At 61.9% G+C, this 25,517-nt stretch carries 28 protein-coding genes and 1 tRNA gene; 18 read left to right on the top strand and 11 right to left on the bottom strand.

The genetic code is table 11. From position 1 onward, the window contains the following. Positions 1-39: 39 nt before the first annotated feature. Complete coding sequence (locus BWP39_RS08375) at positions 40-318, bottom strand: hypothetical protein (protein ID WP_096718862.1); 279 nt, start codon at positions 316-318, stop codon at positions 40-42. Positions 319-579: 261 nt separating this feature from the next. Between BWP39_RS08375 and dusA the strand changes: the two genes are divergently transcribed. From dusA to BWP39_RS08360, 3 genes are all read left to right on the top strand, one after another. Next, positions 580-1,581 carry a tRNA dihydrouridine(20/20a) synthase DusA gene (gene dusA / locus BWP39_RS08370; RefSeq protein ID WP_096718860.1) on the top strand — a complete coding sequence of 334 codons (1,002 nt, stop codon included), beginning with the start codon at positions 580-582 and terminating at the stop codon, positions 1,579-1,581. 89 nt (positions 1,582-1,670) lie between these two features. Beyond that, a tRNA-His gene (locus BWP39_RS08365) sits at positions 1,671-1,746 on the top strand. Between the two features lie 252 nt (positions 1,747-1,998). Further along, entirely contained in the window at positions 1,999-2,625 is a 627-nt protein-coding gene (locus BWP39_RS08360) for a hypothetical protein (RefSeq protein WP_096718858.1), read from the top strand. A gap of 30 nt (positions 2,626-2,655) precedes the next feature. Here BWP39_RS08360 and BWP39_RS08355 read toward each other — a convergent pair whose 3' ends face one another. Both BWP39_RS08355 and BWP39_RS08350 read right to left on the bottom strand, forming a co-directional pair. Next, complete coding sequence (locus BWP39_RS08355; RefSeq protein WP_096718856.1) at positions 2,656-2,868, bottom strand: DUF3820 family protein; 213 nt, start codon at positions 2,866-2,868, stop codon at positions 2,656-2,658. A 40-nt stretch (positions 2,869-2,908) separates the two neighbouring features. Next, complete coding sequence (locus BWP39_RS08350) at positions 2,909-4,339, bottom strand: MFS transporter (RefSeq protein ID WP_096718854.1); 1,431 nt, start codon at positions 4,337-4,339, stop codon at positions 2,909-2,911. A 160-nt stretch (positions 4,340-4,499) separates the two neighbouring features. On the opposite strand from BWP39_RS08350, the gene BWP39_RS08345 reads away from it, so the two are divergent. Together BWP39_RS08345 and BWP39_RS08340 are read left to right on the top strand one after the other, a co-directional pair. Continuing rightward, entirely contained in the window at positions 4,500-5,552 is a 1,053-nt protein-coding gene (locus tag BWP39_RS08345) for an NADP(H)-dependent aldo-keto reductase (protein ID WP_096718852.1), read from the top strand. Between the two features lie 299 nt (positions 5,553-5,851). Next, positions 5,852-6,274, top strand: a complete 423-nt coding sequence (locus BWP39_RS08340; RefSeq protein ID WP_096718850.1) for a hypothetical protein — start codon at positions 5,852-5,854, stop codon at positions 6,272-6,274. 33 nt (positions 6,275-6,307) lie between these two features. Here the strand turns inward: BWP39_RS08340 and BWP39_RS08335 are convergent, their stop codons facing one another. Together BWP39_RS08335 and nodI are read right to left on the bottom strand one after the other, a co-directional pair. Continuing rightward, complete coding sequence (locus BWP39_RS08335) at positions 6,308-7,135, bottom strand: ABC transporter permease (RefSeq protein ID WP_096718848.1); 828 nt, start codon at positions 7,133-7,135, stop codon at positions 6,308-6,310. Between the two features lie 78 nt (positions 7,136-7,213). Next, a complete protein-coding gene (gene nodI / locus BWP39_RS08330; RefSeq protein ID WP_096718846.1) occupies positions 7,214-8,128 on the bottom strand; it encodes a nodulation factor ABC transporter ATP-binding protein NodI in 915 nt (304 codons plus the stop codon). A gap of 266 nt (positions 8,129-8,394) precedes the next feature. Between nodI and BWP39_RS08325 the strand changes: the two genes are divergently transcribed. Next, positions 8,395-8,862 (top strand): universal stress protein, encoded by a 468-nt coding sequence (locus tag BWP39_RS08325; RefSeq protein WP_091016877.1) that lies wholly within the window; start codon positions 8,395-8,397, stop codon positions 8,860-8,862. Between the two features lie 13 nt (positions 8,863-8,875). On the opposite strand, the gene BWP39_RS08320 is transcribed toward BWP39_RS08325, so the two are convergent. The 3 genes from BWP39_RS08320 to lexA all read right to left on the bottom strand — a co-directional run bounded on the left by BWP39_RS08320 (position 8,876) and on the right by lexA (position 10,690). Beyond that, positions 8,876-9,538 carry a DUF2939 domain-containing protein gene (locus tag BWP39_RS08320; RefSeq protein ID WP_096718844.1) on the bottom strand — a complete coding sequence of 221 codons (663 nt, stop codon included), beginning with the start codon at positions 9,536-9,538 and terminating at the stop codon, positions 8,876-8,878. Between the two features lie 141 nt (positions 9,539-9,679). Beyond that, positions 9,680-10,018 (bottom strand): hypothetical protein, encoded by a 339-nt coding sequence (locus tag BWP39_RS08315; protein ID WP_096718842.1) that lies wholly within the window; start codon positions 10,016-10,018, stop codon positions 9,680-9,682. A 21-nt stretch (positions 10,019-10,039) separates the two neighbouring features. Continuing rightward, positions 10,040-10,690, bottom strand: a complete 651-nt coding sequence (gene lexA / locus BWP39_RS08310; RefSeq protein WP_096718840.1) for a transcriptional repressor LexA — start codon at positions 10,688-10,690, stop codon at positions 10,040-10,042. A 294-nt stretch (positions 10,691-10,984) separates the two neighbouring features. On the opposite strand from lexA, the gene BWP39_RS08305 reads away from it, so the two are divergent. The 6 genes from BWP39_RS08305 (at position 10,985) to BWP39_RS08280 (ending at position 17,307) form a co-directional block, all read left to right on the top strand. Continuing rightward, positions 10,985-12,025: a sulfate ABC transporter substrate-binding protein gene (locus BWP39_RS08305; protein WP_096718838.1), complete on the top strand. Its 1,041-nt coding sequence runs from the start codon at positions 10,985-10,987 to the stop codon at positions 12,023-12,025. A gap of 195 nt (positions 12,026-12,220) precedes the next feature. After that, on the top strand, positions 12,221-13,117 hold the full coding sequence (cysT, locus tag BWP39_RS08300; protein ID WP_096718835.1) for a sulfate ABC transporter permease subunit CysT: 897 nt from the start codon (positions 12,221-12,223) through the stop codon (positions 13,115-13,117). Continuing rightward, a complete protein-coding gene (gene cysW / locus BWP39_RS08295) occupies positions 13,114-14,109 on the top strand; it encodes a sulfate ABC transporter permease subunit CysW (RefSeq protein WP_096718833.1) in 996 nt (331 codons plus the stop codon). The genes cysT and cysW overlap by 4 nt, the downstream gene beginning before the upstream one ends. Positions 14,110-14,112: 3 nt before the next feature. Next, entirely contained in the window at positions 14,113-15,171 is a 1,059-nt protein-coding gene (locus BWP39_RS08290; protein ID WP_096718831.1) for a sulfate/molybdate ABC transporter ATP-binding protein, read from the top strand. Between the two features lie 55 nt (positions 15,172-15,226). After that, positions 15,227-16,153 (top strand): CysB family HTH-type transcriptional regulator, encoded by a 927-nt coding sequence (locus tag BWP39_RS08285; protein WP_096718829.1) that lies wholly within the window; start codon positions 15,227-15,229, stop codon positions 16,151-16,153. A 122-nt stretch (positions 16,154-16,275) separates the two neighbouring features. After that, positions 16,276-17,307, top strand: coding sequence for an asparaginase (locus BWP39_RS08280; RefSeq protein WP_096718827.1), 1,032 nt, complete (start codon positions 16,276-16,278; stop codon positions 17,305-17,307). A gap of 263 nt (positions 17,308-17,570) precedes the next feature. On the opposite strand, the gene BWP39_RS08275 is transcribed toward BWP39_RS08280, so the two are convergent. The 3 genes from BWP39_RS08275 to gcl all read right to left on the bottom strand — a co-directional run bounded on the left by BWP39_RS08275 (position 17,571) and on the right by gcl (position 21,178). Continuing rightward, entirely contained in the window at positions 17,571-18,476 is a 906-nt protein-coding gene (locus tag BWP39_RS08275; protein ID WP_096718825.1) for a 2-hydroxy-3-oxopropionate reductase, read from the bottom strand. Between the two features lie 82 nt (positions 18,477-18,558). Next, complete coding sequence (gene hyi / locus BWP39_RS08270) at positions 18,559-19,356, bottom strand: hydroxypyruvate isomerase (RefSeq protein WP_096718823.1); 798 nt, start codon at positions 19,354-19,356, stop codon at positions 18,559-18,561. Positions 19,357-19,402: 46 nt separating this feature from the next. Next, on the bottom strand, positions 19,403-21,178 hold the full coding sequence (gene gcl / locus BWP39_RS08265) for a glyoxylate carboligase (RefSeq protein ID WP_096718821.1): 1,776 nt from the start codon (positions 21,176-21,178) through the stop codon (positions 19,403-19,405). 209 nt (positions 21,179-21,387) lie between these two features. Here gcl and BWP39_RS08260 point away from each other — a divergent pair, with 209 nt between their 5' ends. The 6 genes from BWP39_RS08260 (at position 21,388) to BWP39_RS08235 (ending at position 25,515) form a co-directional block, all read left to right on the top strand. After that, complete coding sequence (locus BWP39_RS08260; RefSeq protein WP_091016358.1) at positions 21,388-22,299, top strand: LysR family transcriptional regulator; 912 nt, start codon at positions 21,388-21,390, stop codon at positions 22,297-22,299. 167 nt (positions 22,300-22,466) lie between these two features. Beyond that, a complete protein-coding gene (gene rpsF, locus BWP39_RS08255) occupies positions 22,467-22,838 on the top strand; it encodes a 30S ribosomal protein S6 (RefSeq protein WP_096718819.1) in 372 nt (123 codons plus the stop codon). A 33-nt stretch (positions 22,839-22,871) separates the two neighbouring features. Next, on the top strand, positions 22,872-23,171 hold the full coding sequence (priB, locus tag BWP39_RS08250; protein WP_091016363.1) for a primosomal replication protein N: 300 nt from the start codon (positions 22,872-22,874) through the stop codon (positions 23,169-23,171). A gap of 2 nt (positions 23,172-23,173) precedes the next feature. Beyond that, positions 23,174-23,449 carry a 30S ribosomal protein S18 gene (gene rpsR, locus BWP39_RS08245; RefSeq protein WP_091016365.1) on the top strand — a complete coding sequence of 92 codons (276 nt, stop codon included), beginning with the start codon at positions 23,174-23,176 and terminating at the stop codon, positions 23,447-23,449. 27 nt (positions 23,450-23,476) lie between these two features. Next, positions 23,477-23,929: a 50S ribosomal protein L9 gene (gene rplI / locus BWP39_RS08240; RefSeq protein WP_096718817.1), complete on the top strand. Its 453-nt coding sequence runs from the start codon at positions 23,477-23,479 to the stop codon at positions 23,927-23,929. Between the two features lie 197 nt (positions 23,930-24,126). Further along, positions 24,127-25,515: a replicative DNA helicase gene (locus tag BWP39_RS08235; RefSeq protein WP_096718815.1), complete on the top strand. Its 1,389-nt coding sequence runs from the start codon at positions 24,127-24,129 to the stop codon at positions 25,513-25,515. Positions 25,516-25,517: the final 2 nt, after the last annotated feature.

Raw genomic sequence — 25,517 nt, 5'->3', positions numbered from 1 at the left:
GTCATCATCGACCGGCCATTTGCGTACTGCCTGTGCAAATTAATGGCCGAAGAACACTGCGCCCGGGCCGCTTTGCTTGACGTACGCACCACGCGTACCGGCTTGCGACGACGTGTCGCTGACACCGCCGTACGAATTCGCGACGCCGCTTTGCTGTTGCTCAGCAGCGACCGTTTGTGCGCTCTGGCCTTGTTGCGAAGCCGGCGCGCCAACTGCGGGGCGATAGAACGGTGCCGGGCCGTAGCCGCTAGCGAAAGCAGGAGCGGCGAATGCAGCGGAAGCGGCGATCAGTGCAGCAGCGATAAGTTTGGTCTTCATGATGTGACTCCAATCAGGTTTCGTTCGGGATGGCGCTGCGACTAAGTTTTGTTTCCGGTTGCAGCGTCGATGGAACTCAGTGTATTCCCTTACTATCAAAAATCTATGCCGATTATCTGAAATTACTTTTCTCTAAAACGGAATAATGCTGGGGGCCGGATCGGGAGGGCCCGGTGGGCGGTTGAACCCGGGGAAAGGGGGCTGGGTTGGTTTGCGGTAAAATCGCGTTTTGAGTCACCCCCGCCCCGCCCGGCAGTCCCTATGTCTCCAGTTCTACCCGCCAGTCCTCGTCGCGTCTCGGTAGCCCCGATGATGGACTGGACCGACCGCCACTGCCGCTCGTTCCACCGCGCGCTCTCGCGCCACACGTGGCTTTACACGGAAATGGTCACGACTGGCGCGCTGATCCACGGCGATGTCGCGCGCCATCTCGCGTTTACCGCCGACGAAGCGCCCGTGGCGCTCCAGCTCGGCGGCAGCGAGCCGGACGACCTCAAGCGAGCCGCAAAGCTAGGCGAGCAGTGGGGTTACGACGAGATCAATCTGAACTGCGGTTGCCCGTCGGAGCGCGTGCAGCGTGGCGCGTTCGGCGCATGTCTGATGAATGAGCCGACGCTCGTTGCAGATTGTGTGAAGGCCATGCGCGACGTCGTGTCGGTGCCGGTCACGGTCAAGCATCGGATCGGCGTCGACGCCGTCGAGGACTACAGCTTCGTGCGGGACTTCGTCGGCACGATCGCCGATGCCGGGTGCGATGTATTCATCGTGCACGCGCGCAACGCGATTCTCAAAGGATTGAGCCCGAAAGAGAATCGCGAGATCCCGCCGCTCAAGTACGACTACGCGTATCAGTTGAAGCGCGATTTTCCGCATCTGGAGATCATCCTCAATGGTGGTGTGAAGACGCTCGATGAAGTGGACGCGCATTTGCAGCACGTCGACGGTGTGATGCTGGGACGCGAGGCGTATCACAACCCGTACGTGCTCGCGGATGTCGACGCGCGTTTTTACGGCGCATCGACCGAAGCGCTGACGCGCGAGCAGGCCGAAGCAAAGCTCATCGAGTACTGCGCGAAAGAAGTGGCGCGCGGCACGCCTCTCGGTTCGATCACGCGCCATGCCCTCGGTCTTTATCGCGGTGTCGCCGGCGCACGCGGATGGCGAAGAGTGCTGTCCGACAACAAAAAGCTGGCCACCGGCGATCTCGCGATTTTTGACGAAGCGCGGCAGTATTTGCGCGAGTCCGCTGAAATGTGTGAATAAAGGGCTAGGCAAACACGAATCATGTTTGTATAATCTCGCTTCTTGATCGGTAAGCCAGTTCTTGGCAAGCCAGACAGATGTTTCCAGTGGTGGCTGTAGCTCAGTTGGTAGAGTCCAGGATTGTGATTCCTGTCGTCGTGGGTTCGAGTCCCATCAGCCACCCCATCTAGCCTTTCCGAATCAATTCCCCTTCAGCGTCTATTTGTTTCCGCATAGCGGCGCGGTGCTTCGTCTCGCTTGATGTTTTCCGCTTTCGTCAATCGTGGCGTTGTTGAGTCGCGTCCATCTTCATGCGAATCCCGCGTTGAATTGACACGTCAGAACGAGCGAGACTCGCGCCGTGTCACGTGCGGATTGCCGCGACCCATTACGCGCAATCGGCCATGATAGGATCAAAAAAATCCGGTCGAGAGCGTGATGAACACCAACGAACGCCGAACCTCGAAGCAAGCAAGCGTCCACCAGCGGCGCGATGCGATGATCGCGTTGGCTGGTTTCGCGCTTGGCCTGGTCCTCGCGGCGGCGCTGACGCACATGCCCGGTGAGTCCACCGCATGGGCTGCCTGGATTCAGGCGTTTGGTTCGATCGCGGCGATCATCGGTTCGTTTGCGGTGGTTCGTTATCAGTTGAAGCAGGAGCGCGCGCGTGCGCTCGAAGAGGCTGCAGACCGGGATCAACGCAAGAAGAACGGCATCCTCGAACTCTGCGATCTGGCGCAGGAGCAGGCGGACGCGGCGGCCGCCGGCTTTCAGGGACACGTCGTCGACGAACTGCTATTGCTTGGCTCTTACAACGAACGCTTCTTCAACGAAACGCTGCACGCGCTCAATTCCCTCAATCTGTATCAGTTCGGTTTTCCCGAAGCGGTGTCCGATCTGATTCGGTTGAAGCTTGCGTACGGTGCGATCGGGCGGGCGATCAGCGCGTCGCGCTTCGGCGACGGCACCGAGCAGATGACCGACGAGGCGCTGTGCCTCGATATCCAGGCGAGCCAGCGTCTGGTCACCGAACACATCCAGGCGTTGCGTCAGATCCTTGGTTAGGCGAAGGCGCATCAATGCGCTGCCGATCACTCAGCGCCTGCGCAACGGCTCCAGCAAACTCTTCAGTCCGTTGTGATCGATCTCGTGCATCAGTGCAATCAACCGCCCGATTTCGCCGGGCGGGAAACCCTGACTCGCGAACCAGTTGAGGTAGTGTCCCGGCAGATCCGCGATGACGCGTCCCTTGTACTTGCCGTAGGGCATCACGCGTGTCAGGAGCAGTTCGAGGTGTTCGGGATTCATCGTGCGTCCGGATGAAGGTGGCGCGGTAGTGCGGCGTATGTCATGCGCTACGCCCGCCGTGTCCGCTGACATGCGCGCCAGCGTCGCGATCGAGTGTGAACACGTCGACGATCGCCACGATGCCGACTGCGGCGACCAGCAGGAACGCGACGCTGAAGTCGGCGGGCGTGATGGATTGCGTGCCATGTCCATGCAGCCAGGCCGCGACGCGCAGCGCGATCGCGCCGAGTGCAACGCCCATTCCCATCGTCATCTGACTGAGTGTGCTCGATAACGTCGAGGCGTCGCTCATCTGCGGTTTCGGCACGTCGACGAAACTCAGCGTGTTGATCGCGGTGAACTGCAACGATCGCGCAAGCCCACTGACGAACAGCACGATCACGATCCACGCATACGGCGTAGTGGGCGTGAGCAGGCTCATCGCCGCCAGCGACAGCGCAGCAAACGCACCGTTCACGAGCAGCACGGACCGGAAGCCGAAGCGGCGCATCACGGGCGTGGTGACGACTTTCATCGCGAGATTGCCGGCGAAGACCGCGAGCGTCAGCAGCCCGGAGCGGAACGCGTCCATGCCGAAACCGACCTGGAACATCAGCGGTAGCAGGAAGGGGACCGCGCTGATCGAGATGCGAAACAGCAGACCGCCGCTCATTGCTACTGCAAAAGTTTTCACACGAAACGCGGTCAGATCGACAACCGGGTGCGAAGTGCGCCGCAAATGAAACAGCGCCGCCGCACCGGTCACCACGCCGGCGAGCAGGAAGGCGAACGTTTCGAGCCAGGATGCGTCCGTGCGCCCGGTCAATTCCATCGCGTACATCACGGCCGTACCGGCGATTCCGCACAACGCGAAACCAACGCCATCGAACGGACGTTTTTCCGGATCCCTCGCCGTATCGAGAAAGCGCCATGCGAGCACGATGCCGATCAGTCCGAGCGGCAGATTCAGATAGAAGATCCAGCGCCACGATGCATGCGTCGTGATGAGCCCGCCGAGCGGCGGCCCGATAACCGGCGCGACGAGACCGGGCCACGTGATGATCGAGATCGCGCGCATCAGGTTGTCTTTGGAAGTCGCGCGCAATACCGCGAGCCGCCCGACCGGTACCATCATCGCGCCGCCGATCCCCTGGACGATCCGCGCCGCCGTGAACGGGACCAGCCCATCGGTCATCCCGCAGACGACCGATGCGGCCGTGAACACCGCGATCGCAGTCGTGAACACCGCACGCACGCCGAACCGGTCCGCCACCCAGCCGCTGGCCGGGATGAATACCGCGAGCGTCAGCAGGTACGAGGTGATGCCGATGCTCAGTTCGACCGGCTGCACGCCGAACGAGCGGGCCATCTGCGGCAGCGCGGTCGCGATGATCGTGCCGTCGAGGTTCTCCATGAAGAACGCGGCGGCGACCAGCGTCACGATCAGCGACGAACCACTGGGGCGGGCTGCAACGGATGGCGAACCTGACATCGGGATAACACTCCGGAAACGGCACTGCGTCGGAACGAAGGCACAGACAAGAAAGATATGCGCTCGTGATACCGAGCGACATTCTAGCGGTGCTGCACGTGTCGCGCCGTCATGTTAATTTCGACGTTTTCCGATTGACTCAATCAACAGGGACCGTTCGATGGAATACCGCAGACTTGGCAATACGGATGTACAGGTCAGTCTGATCGGCCTTGGCACGATGACGTGGGGCGAACAGAACACCGAGCAGGAGGCGCACGCGCAAATCGACTATGCGCTGGCCCAGGGCGTCACGCTGATCGACGCGGCCGAAATGTACCCGGTACCGCCGCGACCGGAGACGCAGGGCTCGACCGAGCGTTTCATCGGTACGTGGATCGCACAGCACCGCAGCGCACGCGACAAGATCGTGCTGGCCACCAAGATCGCCGGGCCGGCGCGTCAACCGCACAACCCGCGGCACATCCGCGGCGAGGGCAACCAGTTCGATCGCAAGAATCTGACCGAGGCGCTGAACGACAGCCTCAAGCGCCTGCAGACCGATTACGTCGATCTGTACCAGCTGCATTGGCCCGATCGCAGCACGATGACCTTCGGTCGCAGCGCCTACCCGTGGATCGACGATGCCTACACGGTACCGATCGAGGAAACGCTGGCGGTGCTGGCGGATTTCGTGAAGGCCGGGAAGGTGCGGCATATCGGTGTGTCAAACGAAACGCCGTGGGGTGTCGCGCAGTTTCTGCGCGCCGCAGAGAAAGCGGGACTGCCGCGTATCGTCACGATCCAGAATCCCTATAGTCTGCTGAATCGAACGTTCGAAAGCGGTTTGTCGGAGTTCAGCCATCGCGAGCACGTCGGTTTGCTCGCGTATTCGCCGCTGGCGTTCGGCTGGCTGTCGGGCAAATACGAGGGCGGCGCACGGCCGGCCGGTGCGCGCATCACGCTGTTCGAGCGCTTCCAGCGCTACAGCAAGCCGCATACGGTGCAGGCCACCACGCGTTATGTCGAGCTGGCGCGACGTCATGGGTTATCACCGGCGCAGCTCGCACTCGCGTTCATCAACAGCCGGCCGTTCGTGACGAGCAACCTGATCGGCGCCACTTCGCTCGAGCAGTTGAAGGAAAACATCGCGAGTATCGATGTGAAGCTCTCGCCCGAGATCCTCGCGGAAATCGACACGCTGCACGAATTGCAACCGAATCCGGCGCCGTAGTCGCACTTGTACGGCATGGGATCGGAAGGCTCGGGATCCCATGCCGTCTGCTGGATTTTCGGGTGCCCGGTACCTGCAAATCTCCATGGGCGATCGCTGAATCACGACCTAAACTGATGAAGGCGGTAACGCGCAGGTCGCACGCTGGCAGCCCACAGGCAGGGCACAGCGCGGCTGCCTGCAGCGGCTATGGTTCGCACCGATGGTACGATTCACCCCGCGAAACGTATCACCGGGCCGTGCCTGGCGCCGGGCTGCGTTTCGCTGCTGCCACATAGCCACAGGACTCAGGACATCGAATGGCCCAACAAAAAACGAATCCGAAACTCGAACAGGCGCTGACGCGCGGCGATCTTGCAATCCGCCACGCGAACTCGGCACGGGCTACCGCGCTGCTACGCGCATTGGGCAAGATGATCGTCGAAGCATCGGCGACGATCGGCGTCGAGGCGTTCACACTGATACAGGATGGGGATCGCATTTACGATCCGGCCGACGGCCTCTGGCCGCAGGCGCTGCTGATTTCGCTCGACGGTCCGGTCGAAGAGAGCGATCCGGACGAGTTGCGTACGATCCGTTTGGTCGCCGACGACCCGTCGACCGTGTTTCGCGTCGAATGGCAACGGGCGGATGGGAAGCTCGGTCGCCAGGACGGCGGACCCTTCGCAACCGTCGCGTTCATTTCGGACGTCGACATTCCGTGGACCGACGACGAAGACTGACCCACCGCACACCGGCGCCGCGCGCGGCTGGCGCTAGCGCATCATCCGCCGTTTGAACAGCATCGCCGAGATGCAGAACGGCACGATGACATAGCCTGTCAACACGGCGATGTGCAGTACCGCGTGCTCGGCTGGCCGGTCGAGCATGGCAGGCCGGATCAGCTCAACTGCATGCGAGAGCGGCAGTAACTGTGTGATCAGCCGTGCAGCAGCCGGCAATTGTGCGATCGGAAAGAACACGCCGGAGAGCAGTAGCATTGGCGTGATCACGAGCGTCTGATAGAACATGAAAAAATCGTACGACGGCGCGAGCGCCGTCACGATCATCGCGACGCTCGAGAACGCCATGCCTGCGAGCACGATGACAGGCAACGCGAAAAGCATCGACGGAAAGCTCGCGTAGCCGAGCGCGCCTGCCACCAGCATGATCGCGACACCCGACAGCACCGACTTGCTGCCTGCCCAGATCACTTCCCCGAGCACGATATCGCCGAGCGTGAGCGGCGTGTGCATGATCGCCTCCCAGGTGCGCTGCACGTGCATGCGCGAGAAACCCGAGTACATCGATTCGAAGCTCGCCGACATCATCACGCTCGATGCCACCGTGCCCGCCGCGAGGAACGCGATGTACGACACACCGTCGACGTGCCCGACCATCATCCCGAGGCCGAAGCCGAGACCAAACAGATAGATCATCGGATCGGCGAGGTTGCCGAACATCGAGGCGAGCGCGAGCTTGCGCCAGACCAGATAGTTGCGGCGCCATACGGCGACCCAGTTCACGGCGTTGGCGGGGAATGCGGCGAAACGTTCGCGGGTCGGCGTCGTTTTGCTCGCAGAGTCCTGGCTTCGTGCATCCATGGTGCGGTGTTGTCCCGGTGTCGGTTGCGGTGCGGGCGGGCCGCCTGCATCCGCTTGTTGTTGTGTTGGGTAGCTGATCTAGTCCTGCATCTCGCGACCCGTCAGGCGCAGGAACACATCTTCGAGATTTGCGGGCCGGTGCAGGTAGCGCAGATCAGTGCGTTGCTTGAGTTTCGCGTGGACCGGTTGCGGATCGTCGACATAACAGAACAGCGTCTCGCCGCTGATCTCGGTACGCACCGCGAGTGGCGCGAGTTCGTCGCGCAGCGCGAGCGGCTCGGGACCATAGATCTCGATCACGTCACAACCGATCTCCGAGGCGATCAACGCAGCCGGCGCACCTTCGGCGATCTTGCGTCCATCCTCGATCACGCATAGCCGGTTACAAAGCCGCTCGGCTTCTTCCATGAAATGGGTGGTCAGCAGGATCGTCTTGCCGCGTGCGAGTAGCGAGCGCAAGCGTTCCCAGATCAGATGACGCGCCTGCGGATCGAGGCCCGTGGTCGGCTCGTCCATGATCAACACATCGGGGTCGTTGACGAGTGCGCGTGCCAGCGTCAGACGCCGGCGCATCCCGCCCGACAGCTCGCTGACACGCGCGTGAGCCTTGCTTTCCAGCCGTGCGAATTCGAGCAGCGACGGCACCAGTGCACGCGTCTCTGCTGCGCTCAGGCCGAAGTAGCGGCCGAACACCAGCAGGTTTTCGCTGACCGTGAAATCCGGGTCGAGGTTATCGAACTGCGGCACGACGCCGACGCGCATCCGCGCAAAGCGCGCGCGTTCGGGGATCGGCTCGCCGCACAGGCGGATCGTGCCTGCATCGGGCGACGCGATACCGAGCAACATGCGGAGCGTGGTCGTTTTGCCGGCGCCGTTCGGTCCGAGCAGACCGAAGCATTCGCCGGCCCGAACATGAAACGACAGACCATCGACGACGATCTTGTCGCCATAGCGTTTTTCAACCTGCTGAAACTCGATTGCAGCATCTGACATGGACGACGAGGGCTCCGGCAACAGAAACTGGAACGGCGAGTGGGCGATATACGCGCGATGCAGGCCATGCGTAAGGCATGGGGGCCTATTCTAGGGTATCGATGCGTTCGTCGTGGCCGCATTGGTGCTGTTTTTGCATCGTTTTGCACCGCCGCGTGCCCCATGACAGGGCTTCGGATACCTGGCGTTTTCCATCCCTTGCAACCTGAATTGCGGTGCACCATGATTGAATCGAACCCCGCGATGGGCGCGGATGGGAGATGACGATGGCGAGCTACCGAAAGATTCTGTTGTGCTACGACGGCTCGCGCGAGGGCCGCAAGGCGTTGCGTTGCGGCGCGGACCTGGCACTGGACCTGAAAGCGGAAACGCATTTGCTGTCGGTGGTAGACATGCGCTCGAGCATCGCGCAAAGCGCAGGGTTGCTAACCGATGTCGCGTGCGGCAGCTTCGAGAAAACTGCGCGCGACATTCTTCAGGAAGGCGTCGACTGGCTGACCGAGCGTGGTGTGAATGCGCAAGGGCATTTTGCATTCGGCCATCCCATCGATGAGATCGCGAATCTCGCGAACCAGTTACAGGTTGATCTGCTCGTTGTAGGACATCGATGCCGCACTGGCCTGTCGCGCTGGTGGATGGGTGCAGGCAATACACCGCTGCTCGATCGTGTGTCGTGCAGCATCCTGGTGGCGTGTTCATCGGTGCAGGAGCAGCAGCAACAAGAGGCTGCCTGAATCTCAGGCGGCACTAGCGTCCGTTCAGATCGACAGCGGACAGCTTCCACGAAAACAGACCGTCGCGATGCAGAATGGCTGAATAACGCGTATCGCCGACACCGTGCTGATACGTGACGACGAATTCATTCAGCCCACGATAGCCGGCAGTGGTTTGCGGCGGTTGGGGAGGCTGAGTGGGCTGCGGCGTTTGCGTTGACGGTTGCGGCGCTGTTCCGGGCGCCGGTGCAACGTCGTTTGCCGCACTCGATGCCGCTTGCGACGGCACAGGGGGCCGCTCTCCAGGTTCACCGCGCGGCGGTATACCGTTTAGCAACGCGGCAACGCCATCCGGCGTTGCATACGCATCGACCAGCGGACCAATCAACGCCACTCCGATCATCGCGCCCAGTGCGGCGAGTGGATTGCCGTTGCTCTTCGCATCGAGCCGCTGGGCGAGCAGGGCGGTGACCTGCTGTTTCAGGCTGTCGCGCAACGCGGGGAAATCGACGTATTGATCGACGGTTGCCGCATCGCGAGCGTCGGCAGCGCGCTTTAAGCGGTCGAGCGTCATATAGGGCGACGCGTAGCTGAATCCCAACGTTACGACGATCGCAATCACGATCACGACGATGACCAGTGGTTTGCGGATGCCGCCTTGCTGCGATCTGCGTCTGCTATTGATTGTCCCTGCCATTGCCTGTCGTTCTCCCTTCAACACGATCGCCCGTAACAGTGTGGACAACGCCGGCTGCGAAACGATCCCATATCGATCCCATCTCAATCCGATATCGCCCGTCGAGAGTCATGTCGTATTGTGCAGTCGATCGTCAGGCAGTTATTCGAACAGCGCGCCCTGAATGTCGGCGCGTTCTTCGGCGATTGCGCGATCGATCATCCGGCATACAGCGTCCATCGTACCGACCATGATGAGCCGCTTTGGCCCGTGATAGACGCGCACCGGGGCACGGCGCGCCGGTTCGGTGTTGAGACCGGCGTTCAGCGACACACGCGCGAACGCCGGCAACGATGACGGCAGCACGGACGAATCAACCGGGTTCTCATCGAATAGCGAGGGCGCGCCGTCTGCTTCGAGCGGGGCACACGGGACGACACCACGCAAATGGCGCAGACGTCCGAACTGGCGGAAAGGCAGCAGGCGGGCAAGGCGTTCCATGAATCTCTCCAGGCGACAAGTTCAGAATTCGGTAGGCCGGATCAGCCCTACCGCGATGCCTTCGAGCGCGAAGTCGTCGCTCCCGGCTTCGACAAAGATGTTTTCGTAGTCGGGGTTCTCGGCGATCAGCTCAATACCGTTCGGTCGCCGCTTCAGACGCTTCACCGTCACATCGTCGCCAAGCCGCGCGATGATGATCTGGCCGTCTTTCGCCTCGCTTTTTTTCTGCACCGCGAGCAGATCGCCATCGAAGATGCCGGCGTCGCGCATCGACAGCCCGCGTACCTTGAGCAGGTAGTCCGGCTTGCTCGAGAAGAGCGCCGGGTCGCAGGCGTAGTGCTGAGAGATATGTTCCTGGGCGAGGATCGGGCTACCGGCCGCGACGCGGCCGACCAGCGGCAGCGACAGTTGCATCAGGCTCGCATGCGGCAGCGTGAACTGATGCGGTGCGTCGTCGGGGCTGCGTACCAGGCGGATGCCGCGCGACGCGCCCGCCGCCAGTTCGATCACGCCTTTGCGCGCAAGCGCCCGCAGGTGCTCTTCGGCGGAATTGGCCGAGCTGAAACCCAGCTCGGCGGCGATCTCGGCCCGGGTAGGCGGGAAGCCGGTGCGCTCGATGGCGCGCTGGATCAGTTCGAAAACCTGTTGCTGTCGTGCGGTGAGTTTGGTCATAGCGCCACTGTATGGATAGACAGGTGACTGTATTTTTATACAGTATTCGGCACATATCAAGCGTTACTTTAAGTTCGTCCTCTAGAGGGGCCGCTGCAGCACCGCAATTGGCTGTCAAAACACCCGTTTGCGTGCCGCAACGCCGCGTCCAGCCGTCATTACCACTTTTGAGTATTAAAGAATGAGGAAACATTATTTTTAATGATGAAAGCCGTTCGATAGACTGGCCTCGACCTGATCGTCATCAGGCGCACAACAACATAGCCAGCACACCACACCGCACGGAGAAACTGGATGGTCTATCGCATCACGGGGTTTGCAGACAGGACGAAACATCTCGTTGCCGCACTGGCGCTGGGCGCCGCAGCGGCAGTCGGCATCGTGTCGCACGCGCAGGCAGCAGATACCACGCTGCTGAACGTGTCGTATGACCCGACGCGCGAGCTGTATCAGGACATCAACCAGGCATTCGGCAAGCAGTGGAAGGCACAGACCGGCGAAACGATTACCTTCAAGCAGTCGCACGGCGGCTCGGGCGCCCAGGCGCGCTCGGTGCTGGACGGTTTGCAGGCAGACGTCGTGACGCTCGCGCTGGCCTACGACATCGACGCGCTCGCGAACAAGGGCCTGCTCGACAAGAACTGGCAGAAGCGTCTGCCCGACAACGCGTCGCCGTACACGTCGACGATCGTGTTTCTCGTACGCAAGGGCAACCCGAAGCAGATCAAGGACTGGAACGACCTGACGAAGCCGGGTGTATCGATCGTTACGCCGAACCCGAAGACCTCGGGTGGCGCGCGCTGGAACTATCTCGCCGCGTGGGCCTATGCGCTGCATCAGCCGGGCGGTAACGAGCAGACCGCGAAGGAATTCGTCTCGAAGCTCTATAAGAATGCGGGTGTGCTCGACTCGGGTGCGCGCGGCGCGACGACGAGCTTCGTACAACGTGGGATCGGCGATGTGCTGATCGCATGGGAAAACGAGGCGTTCCTGTCGTTGAAGGAATTTGGTCCGGACAAGTTCGAGATCGTCGTGCCGTCGGTGAGCATTCTGGCCGAGCCGCCAGTTGCCGTGGTCGACAAGGTCGTCGAGAAACACGGTACGCGCAAGCTCGCCGAGGCTTACCTGAACTTCCTGTATAGCGAAGAAGGTCAGGAGATCGCCGCGAAGAACTTCTACCGTCCGCGTTCGAACAAGGTGCCGGCCGCGCTGACCGACAAGTTTCCGAAGCTGAAGCTGTACACGGTCGACGATACGTTCGGTGGCTGGACGAACGCGCAGAAGACGCACTTTGCCGACGGTGGCGTGTTCGATTCGATCTATGCGCCGCAGTGAAGAGCAGGCAGGTACCTGAGCGTAGAGCACAAAGACAGGCAGATCGCGGAGAACTGGCGCAAGCCGATGTAACGACGCGGTGACATCAGCCAAGCGCGCCCCCGGGCGCGCTTTTCGGCCAGATGGAACCGGACCGTCGCATCGCTAGCCGGACCCGACAGGTCTGCAGCGGATAACCCTGACAGAGCATTCAGCATGACGACGTTCACCTTCCGCAAACCGAGCGCGTTGCCCGGTTTTGGCGTGACGCTCGGCATCACGGTGGCGTATCTGAGCCTCGTGGTGCTGATTCCGCTCGCGGCCACTTTCCTGAAAACCGCGACGCTCGACTGGGCGCAGTTCGTGCGCGCCGTCAGCTCGCCGCGTGTGCTGGCCTCATACCGGTTGACCTTTCTTTCCGCATTCGGCGGTGCGCTGATCAATGCGGTGTTCGGCTTTCTCGTCGCGTGGGTGCTGGTGCGCTATACGTTCCCGTTCAAGCGGATCGTCGACGCTATCGTCGATCTGCCGTTTGCGTTGCCGACGTCGGTGGCGGGTATTTCGCTGGCGGCCGTGTATGCGGGCAATGGCTGGATCGGTCAGTTCCTCGAGCCGCTTGGCATCAAGATCGCGTTTACGCCGGCTGGCGTGCTCGTTGCGTTGACGTTTATCGGTTTGCCGTTCGTCGTGCGCACGGTGCAGCCGGTGCTCGAAGAGTTCGAACGCGAACAGGAAGAAGCGGCAGCCTGCCTCGGTGCTTCGCGCTGGCTCACGTTTCGGCGCGTCGTTCTGCCCGCCGTGTTTCCCGCACTGTTGACCGGCTTCGCGCTCGCTTTCGCGCGTGCGCTTGGCGAATACGGCTCGGTGATTTTCATCGCCGGCAATGTGCCGATGAAGTCCGAGATCACCTCGCTCCTGATCATCACGAAGCTCGAACAGTACGACTATGCGGGTGCGACTGCGCTCGCGGTCGTGATGCTCGTCGTGTCGTTCCTGATGCTGCTGCTGATCAACACGCTGCAATGGTTCTTGCAGCGGCGCACGGGGCGCGGTACCGCTGCGCCGCGCGCACCGCTTGCAACAGTCACAACGGTCGCAGGAGGCACGCCATGAGTCGCGCTTCTACTCCGTCAAACGTCCGCCCGGGCGCACCGCGCCGTCCCGATCCGGTCACCGAATCGCGCGTCGTGCGCTGGCTGCTGACCGGCATCGCGCTGCTGTTTCTCGTGCTATTTCTCGTCGTGCCGCTGGCCGCCGTATTCGTTCAGGCGCTGAGCAAGGGCATCGGCTTCTATTTCGAATCGCTTGCCGATCCCGATGCCATCTCCGCGATCAAGCTCACGCTGCTGACAGCCGTGATCGCCGTGCCGCTGAATCTCGTGTTCGGGCTCGCGGCATCGTGGGCGATCGCGAAGTTTGAATTCCGCGGCAAGGCGCTATTGACCACGTTGATCGATCTGCCGTTCTCGGTTTCGCCGGTGATCTCGGGTCTCGTCTACGTATTGCTGTTCGGTGCGCAGGGCTGGTTCGGCCCGTGGCTGCAGGCGCACGACGTACAGATCATCTTCGCCGTGCCCGGCATCGTGCTCGCGACGGTCTTCGTCACGTTCCCGTTCGTCGCCCGCGAACTGATTCCGCTGATGCAGGCGCAGGGCAACGACGAGGAAGAGGCCGCACACGTGCTCGGCGCATCGGGCTGGCAGATGTTTCGCCGCGTGACGCTGCCGAACGTGAAGTGGGGTCTCCTGTACGGCGTGATCCTTTGCAATGCGCGGGCGATGGGCGAGTTCGGCGCGGTATCGGTCGTGTCGGGCCACATTCGCGGGCAAACCGACACGATGCCGCTGCACGTCGAGATTCTCTATAACGAATACAACTTCGCGGCGGCGTTCGCCGTGGCGTCGGTACTGGCGTTGCTCGCACTCGTGACGCTCGGCCTGAAGCTGCTTGCGGAACGTCATCTGTCGGCAGAGCGCGACGATGCGCAGGTCGTGCCGGCGCATGCGGGTCCGGCGAGCCAGCCGGTCAGCGCGCGAGCGGCCGCGAGCTCGGCGACATCGCTAAACAAGGTCACGCCGCAACCGGTTCAGCAAGGGGAGTGGTAACACATGGGCATCATCGTTCGTAACCTGCAAAAGCGCTTCGGCGATTTCGTCGCGCTAGACGACGTTTCACTCGATTTCCCGCCCGGCGAACTCGTCGCGCTGCTTGGGCCGTCCGGCTGTGGCAAGACAACGTTGCTGCGTGTGATCGCCGGCCTTGAATATGCGGACGCGGGCCAGGTCGTGCTGCAAGGCCAGGACGTTGCAACGGTTGGCGCACGCGAACGCCAGGTCGGTTTCGTGTTCCAGCATTACGCGCTGTTTCGTCACATGACGGTGTTCGAGAACGTCGCGTTCGGCCTGCGCGTGAAGCCGCGCAAAGAGCGTCCCAGCGAAGCCGTGATTCGCGAGAAAGTGCATGAACTGCTGAAACTGGTGCAGCTCGACTGGCTTGCGCAGCGCTATCCGTCTGAACTGTCGGGCGGCCAGCGGCAGCGGATCGCGCTGGCGCGTGCGCTTGCGGTCGAACCGAAGGTACTGCTGCTCGACGAACCGTTTGGGGCGCTCGATGCAAAGGTTCGTAAGGAACTGCGCGGCTGGCTGCGGCGCCTGCACGACGATCTGCACATCTCGACGATCTTCGTCACGCACGATCAGGAAGAGGCGCTCGAAGTCGCCGATCGCATCGTCGTGCTGAATCACGGGCACGTCGAACAGGTAGGCAGCCCGCAGGAGGTGTACGACCATCCGCAGACTTCGTTTGTCTACGAGTTTCTCGGCGCGGCAAACCGGCTGCATGGCAATGTCGCGCAGAGTGGCTTTGTCGTCGATGGAGCGGCGCAGCCGATCGCGATCGACGCGGAATTCGAAGGCCCCGCGTTTGCCTATGTGCGTCCGCACGATCTCGTGCTGTATCCGCAGGCATCCGGTCATCGCGACGGCATCGTGGTCGACGTGCGGCGCGTGGTGACGCTCGGCGGCTCGGTGCGCGTCGAACTCGAAAGCCGTGCGGGCAATGTGCTCGAAGCGGAACTCGACCGCGAAACGTGGCGCGAACTGCAACTCGGTGTCGGCGACGGCGTCACCGCTGTACCACGTGCGCTGCGGGTGTTCCCCGCACAATGATGAGCAAGGATATGATTTCGCTTAATTACACTCTGGCTGACCCGGAGACACACACATGAACTTCCAGCAATTACGCTTCGTGCGCGAGGCCGTGCGCCAGAACATGAACCTGACCGAAGTGGCGAACGTGCTGTACACGTCGCAGTCGGGTGTATCGAAACAGATCAAGGACCTCGAGGACGAACTCGGCGTCGACATCTTTATTCGTCGCGGCAAGCGCTTGACCGGCCTGACCGAGCCGGGCAAGGCGGTGCATCAGCTGATCGAGCGGATGCTGCTCGATGCGGAAAACCTGCGCCGCGTCGCGCGCCAGTATGCGGACCAGGACAGTGGTCACCTGGTTGTTGCGACGACCCACACACAGGCGCGCTACGCGCTGCCGAAGGTGATCCGGCAGTTCACCGAGGTATTCCCGAAGGTGCATCTCGCGCTGCGCCAGGGTAGCCCGCAACAGATCGCGCAGATGATCATTAACGGCGAAGCGGACATCGGTATCTCGACCGAAGCGCTCGATCGTTACCCGGATATCGTCACGTTCCCGTGCTATTCGTGGCATCACATCGTCGTCGTGCCGAAGGGCCATCCGCTGGTGGGCCGTCCGAATCTTTCGCTCGACGAAATCGCGGAATACCCGATCGTCACCTACGACCAGGACTTCACGGGTCGCTCACATATCGATCAGGCGTTTGCGAAAGCGGGCGCCTTGCCCGACGTCGTGCTGACCGCGATCGATGCCGACGTGATCAAGACCTACGTCGAACTCGGTATGGGGATCGGCGTGGTGGCGGCAATGGCCTACGATCCGAAGCGCGACAGCGAACTCGTTGCGCTCGACACCCAGCATCTGTTCGAGGCGAGCACGACGCGCGTCGGGTTGCGCAAAGGTGCGTTCCTGCGTGCTTACGCGTACCGGTTGATCGAGATGTTCGCGCCGCATCTGAACGAAGCTGAAATCGCCGCGCAGTTGCGCGAAGTGGCGTAACGGCGGCGGTGGGCCGCGACTGACCGGGCCGCGGCCCGGTAGTCCGTTACGGTGGAGCTGCGCATATGACGGCGCACCCGTGACTATGTGAAGCGCGCAGCGCTTCGCTTACAATCGCGGCCATGAACTCATCGACTTCCTTTCCCTCCCACGCAGCGCCGGACGCGCTGCCGTGCATCGCCGTGCTCGCGACCGGTGGGACGATCGCCGGTTCGGCGGCCAATCCAACCAATACCTCCGGCTATCAGGCGGGTGTGGTCGGTGTAGAGCAGCTGCTGTCCGCGGTGCCCGCCTTGTCGTCCGTGGCACGCGTGCAGGCCGAACAACTGGCGAGCGTCGACAGCAAGGACATCTCGCTCGCGTTGTGGAGCACGCTCGCACAACGTGTGAACGCCTTACTCGCCACCGACGGTATCGACGGCGTAGTCGTGACGCACGGCACCGATACGCTCGAAGAAACCGCTTATCTCCTGCATCTGACGGTGAAAAGCACGAAACCCGTCGTGCTGACCGCAGCGATGCGACCGTCAACCGCGTTGTCCGCAGACGGCCCGCTCAATCTGCTTAACGCCGTGACCGTTGCGGCGAGCGCCGCGGCACACGGGCAGGGCGTGATGGTTGCGTTCAACAACCGGATTCATGGCGCGCGCGATATCACCAAGACGAGCACCTATACGGTCAATGCGTTCGAATCGCCGGAAGTCGGTGTGCTCGGCTGGGTGCAGGACGGTCGGGTCGAGTTCCAGCGCAAGGTCGTGCGGCCGCACACCGTCGATACCGAATTCGTCATCAGCGCGAACTGGCCGCACGTCGAGATCGTCGCGAGTTATGCGGGTGCGTCGCGCATCGCGGTCGATGCACTGGTGACCGCCGGTGTACGCGGCATCGTCGTGGCGGGCACCGGCAACGGTTCGATTCATACGACCGTGCAGCAGGGCCTCGCCGATGCAGTCGCGCATGGCGTTGCCGTCATACGGGCATCGCGCGTGGGGTCGGGCCATGTGATGCGCAACGGTGCGGCATCCGACGATGCGCTCGGCTTCGTCTCGGCCGGTACGCTCAATCCGTACAAGGCGCGCGTGCTGCTGATGCTGGCGTTAGCTGCGGGTGCGACGGGGCCGGTGGCGTTGCAGCGCGTGTTCGATACGTATTGATCGATGCATTTGCGCAACGCAAGACCTGCGGCTAAAAGAAGGCTTTGAAATCCGACAGCCGGACACCCGACGACGACGTCTGACCGACCAAGGCTTCCCCGGCGCCGCCGGGTGCCGCTGCGGACCCCACTGACCGCTCTCAGCCCAGAGCGGTCCGATTTACCCGTTGCGCCATGCCTGACGGCTAGCCGCAACGGGCGCCCCACCTGTCGCTCCAAAGGCGCGATGCGCCAGCGGAACATACCTATAGTCGATCGCTCCGCTCAGGCCGCCTTCGCTTCCTGCGGCGCCTGCGCGATCTCAAAGTTGCCCATCAGTTCGAGCGCACGAATCATCGCGGAGTGATCCCACGCCTTGCCGCCGTTCGCTGCGCACACGCTGAACAGCTGCTGCGCGCTCGCAGTGTGCGGTAGTGCGATGCCAAGCTTGCGCGCACCATCGAGCGCAAGATTCAGATCCTTTTGATGCAGCTCGATGCGAAAGCCCGGATTGAACGTGCGCTTCGTCATGCGCTCGCCGTGAACTTCGAGAATTCGCGACGATGCAAAACCACCCATCAGCGCACGGCGCACGCGTTCCGGATCGGCACCCGAGCGTGCGGCGAACAACAAGGCTTCCGCAACCGCTTCGATGTTCAGCGCAACGATAATCTGGTTGGCGACCTTGCAGGTCTGGCCCGCGCCGTTGTCGCCAATCAGCGAGATGTTCTTGCCCATCAGATCGAACAGCGGCTTCGCTGCGTCGAACGATTTTTGCGGGCCGCCGACCATGATCGTCAGCGTCGCTTCGCGCGCGCCAACTTCGCCGCCCGACACCGGCGCATCGAGGTAGTCGCAACCGAGCGCGTTGATCTTCTTCGCGAAAGCCTGGGTGTCGAGCGGCGAGATCGAACTCATGTCGATGACGAGCTTGCCCTTCGTCAGACCCTTCGCGACGCCGTCGTCGGCGAACAGCACGTTCTCGACATCGGGCGTGTCCGGCACCATCACGATGACGATGTCCGCAGCCTGCGCGACAGCCGTCGAATCCGCGACGACGGTAGTCGTTGCACGCAGATCGTCGGGCACCGGATACGCGCCGTTGACGAACAGCGTGTGGCCGCCCTTCAGAAGATTGCGCGCCATATGCGCGCCCATGATGCCGAGTCCGATAAAACCGATTGTTGCCATGTGTCTCTCCAGGAATAGGTTCGTGCCGATCCGTTACTTGACGGCTCGATGACGGTTCGACGGCAGCGCATGCGCCGCGCGTTCACGCCGTAGCATGTGTGCGGCCGGCGATGTGTTGCAGCCAGCCGAGGCCCTCGGATGTGGTCGTGCGCGGTTTGTACTCGCAACCGACGTAGCCGTCGTAGCCGAGCGAATCGAGCAGATCGAACAGGAACGGGTAGTTGATTTCGCCGGTGCCCGGTTCGTTGCGCCCTGGGTTGTCGGCGAGCTGGATGTGGGCGATCTGCGGCAGGTTCTTTTTGATCGTGGCCGCGAGTTCGCCTTCCATTCGCTGCATGTGATAGATGTCGTATTGCAGGAACAGATTGTCGGAGCCGACGGCGCGGATCACATCGAGACCTTCCGCCGAACGGTTCAGCGCAAAGCCCGGAATGTCGTACGCGTTGCATGGCTCGACGAGCAGTTTGATGCGCTCGTTCTTCAACGCCTGCGCGGCGAAGCGCAGGTTATCGACGATCGTCGCACGGGCGGTGTCGCGATCGACGTCGGCGGTCGGGATGCCGACGAGGCAGTTCAGTTGCGGGACCTTCAACGCTTTCGCGTATTCGATCGCGCGGCCGACGCCTTCCTGAAACTCGGCGATGCGTGCCGGCAGACACGCGATGCCGCGCTCGCCCGCTTCCCAGTTACCCGCTGGCAGGTTGTGAAGGACCAGCTTCAGCCGATGCTGTTCGAGACGTTCGGCCAGTTCCGCGGCCCGGTAGGGATACGGAAACAGGAATTCGACTGCACTGAAGCCGGCATTTTCCGCGGCCGCGAAGCGGTCGAGGAACGGGACTTCGTTGAACAGCATCGTGAGGTTGGCTGCAAATTTCGGCATGTTGCGGGTTCTCTGTGGTCGGTCAAGGGTAGTGCGGGCGCTGCGCTCAATCTTGCAAGGCAACAGCGGTCGGTGCGTCTTCGCGAGTGGTGGCCAGTTCCTCGAACTCATTGATCGCGTCGATTTCAGCGCCCATCGAGATATTGGTTACGCGCTCCAGAATCACCTCGACCACCACCGGCACGTTGAACTCGGACAACATCGATTGCGCCTTCTTTAGCGCCGGCGCGATCTCTTCGGGTTTGAACACGCGCAGTGCCTTGCAACCGAGGCCTTCGGCCACTGCCACATGATCGACACCGTAACCGTTCAATTCCGGCGCGTTGATGTTCTCGAAGGCGAGCTGCACGCAGAAGTCCATATCGAATGCGCGCTGTGCCTGGCGAATCAACCCGAGGTACGAGTTGTTTACGACAACATGCACGTAGGGCAGCTTGAACTGCGCGCCAACCGCGAGTTCTTCGATCATGAACTGGAAGTCGTAATCGCCGGACAGCGCGACGATGGGCCGCTGCGGATCAGCAGCACGTACGCCGAGTGCCGCCGGAATCGTCCAGCCGAGTGGGCCTGCCTGGCCGCAGTTGATCCAGTTGCGCGCCTTGTACACGTGCAGAAATTGCGCACCGGCGATCTGCGACAGACCGATCGTGCTGATATAGCAGGTGTCGCGACCGAATACCTTGTTCATCTCTTCGTACACACGCTGCGGTTTGATCGGCGCGTTGTCGAAATGCGTTTTGCGTTGCATCGTGCGCTTGCGCTGCTGGCATTCCTCGGCCCATGCACGGCGGTCTTTCAGCTTGCCGTCACGCTTCCATTCCTCACCGATCTGAACGAACAGTTCCAGCGCGGCCTTCGCATCGGACACGATGCCGAGATCTGGTCCGAACACGCGACCGATCTGTGTCGGCTCGATATCCACGTGCACGAATTTACGGCCCTTCGTATAAACCTCGACGCTGCCGGTGTGACGGTTGGCCCAGCGGTTGCCGATGCCGAGCACGAAATCCGACGCGAGCATCGTCGCGTTGCCGTAGCGATGCGATGTCTGCAAACCGACCATGCCGGCCATCAACGGATGATCGTCGGGAATCGCGCCCCACGACATCAACGTCGGCACGACCGGCACACCGGTGAGTTCGGCGAAGCGCACGAGCAGGTCTTCCGCGGCGGCGTTGAGCACGCCACCACCAGAGACAATCAGCGGGCGGTCCGCGTCGTTCAGCAGCGTGAGCGCCGCTTCGATCTGCTTGCGGGTTGCCTGGGGCTTGTAGATCGGCAGCGGTTCGTAGGTGTCGATGTCGAATTCGATCTCGGCGAGCTGCACGTCGATCGGTAGATCGACCAGCACCGGGCCGGGTCGGCCCGAGCGCATCAAATGGAATGCCTGCTGGAAAACACGCGGCACGAGCGCCGGTTCGCGCACGGTGACCGCCCACTTGGTCACGGGCTTGGCGATCGATTCGATATCGACGGCCTGGAAGTCTTCCTTGTAAAGCCGGGCGCGCGGCGCCTGGCCCGTGATCGCGAGGATCGGAATCGAGTCGGCCTGCGCCGAATAGAGGCCCGTGATCATGTCGGTGCCGGCCGGGCCGGAGGTGCCGATGCACACACCGATGTTGCCCGGCGCGGCCCGCGTATAGCCCTCGGCCATATGCGACGCCCCTTCGACGTGGCGCGCCAGCACGTGGCTGATACCGCCGGCCTTGCGCAACGCCGAGTAGAACGGGTTGATCGCGGCGCCGGGCACGCCGAACGCGGTGTCGATGCCTTCTTTCTCGAGCACCAGTACGGCTGCGTCGACGGCTCTCATCTTGGCCATGAAATGTCTCCTTCCTGAATGTCGCGGATGGTGCAAATACCGGGAATGCCTGCAAAGGCTGGTGGAGCGACTTTAGGCTCCACCGAAAGGTTTGATAAGATCAGCGCGGGTCGCTTGTTTCGAAACAAAAAGTATTGAATGATGGCGGCACTCCGGCAGCCGGTTCAGGTAGACACGGGCGCCAGGGCACACAGGAAGAGGAGACGACGATGGACCGCTTCAAGCAGATCGAAACCTTCGTGCGTGTCGCAGACGCCGGCAGTCTCGCGGCGGCGGCGCTGGAGGAGGGTGTGTCGCCGGTGATTCTTGGGCGGCGCATCGATGCGCTCGAACAGCGGCTCGGCGTGAAGCTGATGTACCGGTCGACGCGGCGGCTCGTCGTCAGCGAGGAGGGCGCGGCGTTCCTCGAACGCTGCCGGGGCCTGCTGACGGAATGGGATCAGGCGGAAAACGAGCTGACGGCGGGGCGCCGCGCGGTGAACGGTCATCTGATCGTGTCGGCGCCGGCCGCTTTCGGGCGCAAGCACGTCGCGCCGCTCGCGCCCGCATTTCTGGCCGACAAACCGGATTTGCAGGTGTCGTTCAACCTGACCGATCGCGTGGTGGATCTGGTGCGCGAGGGCTACGACCTGTCGATCCGGATCGGCGGATCGGTCGATCCGAATTTCGTGGCGGTGAAGCTTGCGTCGAACCGGCGCGTGGTGTGCGGCACGCCGGCGTATTTCAGGAAACACGGCAAGCCGAAAGCACTCGATGACCTGCCGCAGCACAACTGCCTGGCGTTTAACCTGCAAGGCGGCCAGAACCGCGGCTGGTATTTCCGGCGCAACGGCAAGCTGGTGACTGTGCGGGTGGGCGGGACGCTCGACTGTAACGATGGCGAGCTACTGCACCGCTGGGTGTCCGAAGGGCTCGGGCTCGGCTGGCGCTCGACCTGGGAAATCCAGCAGCAGCTTGCGCGCGGCGAACTCGAAACCGTGCTCGACGACTACGCGCTGCCGGACTACGACATCCTCGCGGTCTACCCGCAGCAGCGGTACGTACCGGCCAAAGTGCGGTATTTCATCGACTACCTGAAGGCGGCCTACGCCCGGGCCGACTACTGGAGCAGCGTCGAATAACCGGGTTCCGATCGCATAAAACCCGCAAGTCGTTGAAAATACGGCCGAATTCACCGTCGATTTGGGGATATCAGTTGCATCAGCCCCCCGATCCGGTTAAACTCTCGGGCTTCTCTCTTGCTACACCGGTTCGACGCCCGGGTGGCTTTAATCCACAAGGAGTGTGTATGCGTCATTACGAAATCGTCTTTATCGTGCACCCCGATCAGAGCGAGCAGGTGCCCGCCATGATCGAGCGTTACAAGTCCACGATCACGTCGCACGGTGGCCAGGTCCACCGCATCGAAGACTGGGGCCGCCGTCAGCTGGCCTACATGATCGAGAAACTCGCGAAGGCTCACTACGTCTGCATGAACATCGAGTGCGACCAGACCACGCTCGACGAACTCGAACACGCGTTCAAGTTCAACGATGCCGTTCTGCGTCACCTGATCGTCAAGATGAAGAAGGCCGAAACCGGCCCGTCGCCGATGATGAAGGAAGTGCAGCGCGAAGAAGCCAAGAAGGCGGCTGCCCAGCCGTCCGAAGCGCAGGCTTAAAGAACCAAGCCATCAGGGAAGCATATCGCTGACGTGAACAGGCTGCAGCTCAAGGCGAGCGTCGTTGAACGCGAACCGGTGCGGTACACCCCCGCCGGCGTTCCGATCGCAAGCTGTACGCTGCACCACCGTGCCGAAGTCGTCGAAGCGGGCATTGCCCGACAGGTTGAACTGACGATGCAGGCGGTGGCAGCCGGTGAAGCGAGCGGCAAGCTGGAAAACTGCGAGATGGGCGTCGAAACGCTCTTCACCGGTTTCCTGGCGAAAAAAAGCCGCAATGCGAGAACCCTGGTGTTTCACATCACAGAATTGCAGGACACAGGAAAGGACTAATCATGCCCCGCCCGACTGGTAAGAAATTCGACAAGCGTCGTCAGCAACAAAACCCGCTCTTCAAGCGCAAGAAGTTCTGCCGTTTCACGGCTGCTGGCGTCGATCAGATCGACTACAAGGACATCGAAACGCTGAAGGACTTCATCGGCGAAAACGGCAAGATCACGCCGGCGCGTCTGACGGGTACCAAGGCCCACTATCAACGTCAGCTGGATACGGCTATCAAGCGCGCGCGTTTCCTCGCGCTGGTGCAGTACACCGACCAGCACAAGGCCTAACCCGACGACGCTACAAGGAGCATCCGAATGCAGATCATTCTTCTCGAAAAAGTCGTCAACGTGGGTAACCTCGGCGACATCGTCAAGGTCAAGGACGGTTACGCACGTAACTTCCTGATCCCGAAAAAGCAGGCTCGCCGTGCCACGAAGACCGCGATCGCTGAATTCGAAGTCCGCCGCGCGGAACTCGAAAAGGTCGCCGCTGAAAAGCTGGGCGCCGCTCAGGCTCAAGGCGAAAAGCTGGCCGGTTCGACCGTCCAGATCGCACAGAAGGCTGGCGTCGACGGTCGTCTGTTTGGCTCGGTCACGAACGCCGACATTGCCGAAGCACTCGGCAAGCAAGGCTTCGCTGTCGAAAAGTCGCAAGTGCGTCTGCCGGACGGTCCGCTCAAGCTGGTCGGCGACCATCCGGTGCAAGTCTCGCTGCACACCGACGTGCTGGTCGACGTCACGGTGTCGGTGCTGGGCGAACACGTTTAAGCCGGTTCTGGCTGGCGCGCGCCGACCGGGCAGTTTGCCCGGGCCGTGCGGGCGTAGCTGGGTGCGGTAAGCAGTAATAGCGTTGGCCTCAGGCTGGCGCAGAGGCAGGGGCCGGGAAACCGGCCCCTGCCTTTTTTGTTGGTTGCAAGGCCTGGAACCGTTCCGCGCGGCGCCCGTTTGCCCGATAATTCCTCTCCATGAACGCACCGAAAGATCCCCAAATCGAATCGCTGAAGGTTCCGCCGCATTCGATCGAGGCCGAGCAATCGGTACTCGGCGGTTTGCTGCTGGACAACGCCGCATGGGACCGCATTGCGGATTTTCTGTCGCAGGGCGATTTCTATCGCTACGACCACCGGATCATCTACGAACATATCGGACGCCTGATCGCGGCGACCCGTCCCGCGGACGTGATCACCGTCTACGAGGCGCTCGGCACGGCCGGTAAGGCAGACGACGTTGGCGGGCTGGCCTACCTCAACGCGCTGGCGCAGAACACGCCGAGCGCTGCCAATATCCGGCGTTATGCGGAAATTGTGCGCGACCGCGCGGTGTTGCGCCGGCTCGTGTCGGTGGCGGATGAAATTTCCGCTGATGCGTTCAATCCGCAGGGCAAGGAAGTCCGGCAATTGCTGGACGAAGCGGAATCGAAGGTGTTTTCGATTGCCGAAGATGGTGCCCGCGGTACTCAGGGTTTTCTCGAGATCGGGCCGCTGCTCACGCAGGTCGTGGAGCGGATCGATACGCTTTATCACACGGCGAATCCCAGCGACGTGACCGGTACGCCTACCGGCTTCGTCGATCTCGACCGGATGACGTCGGGGATGCACGGCGGGGAACTGATCATCGTGGCGGGTCGACCGTCAATGGGAAAAACCGCATTTTCCATGAACATCGGCGAATACGTCGCAGTCGAGTACGGACTGCCGGTCGCCGTGTTCTCGATGGAAATGCCGGGCACGCAACTGACGATGCGGATGCTCGGCTCGGTCGGCCGGCTCGATCAGCACCGCATGCGCACCGGCCGGCTGACCGACGAAGACTGGCCGAAGCTTACGCACGCTGTGCAGAAGATGAGCGAGGCGCAAATGTTCATCGATGAAACCGGTGGTCTGAACCCGATGGAATTGCGCTCGCGCGCGCGGCGTCTGTCGCGGCAATGCGGCAAGCTCGGGTTGATCATCGTCGACTACCTGCAGCTGATGAGCGGATCGTCTTCGGCGGGCGAAAATCGCGCGACTGAAATCTCCGAGATCTCGCGCTCGCTGAAGAGCCTTGCCAAGGAGCTCGACGTACCGGTCATCGCACTGTCGCAGCTGAATCGCGGACTCGAACAGCGGCCCAACAAACGCCCGATCATGTCGGACCTGCGCGAGTCGGGCGCCATCGAACAGGATGCGGACATCATCCTGTTCATCTATCGCGATGAAGTCTACAACCCGGACAGTCCCGACAAAGGCACGGCCGAAATCATCATCGGCAAGCAGCGGAATGGTCCGATCGGTCCGGTTCGCCTGACGTTCCACGGTCAATATACGAAGTTCGATAATTTTGCGGGTGCGCAGAATTTCTACGGCGGGGACTAGCC

It is taken from the genome of Paraburkholderia acidicola, from assembly GCF_002362315.1.
Classification (GTDB): Bacteria; Pseudomonadota; Gammaproteobacteria; order Burkholderiales; family Burkholderiaceae; genus Paraburkholderia; species Paraburkholderia acidicola.
This window is presented reverse-complemented; position numbering and strand designations above follow the sequence as displayed.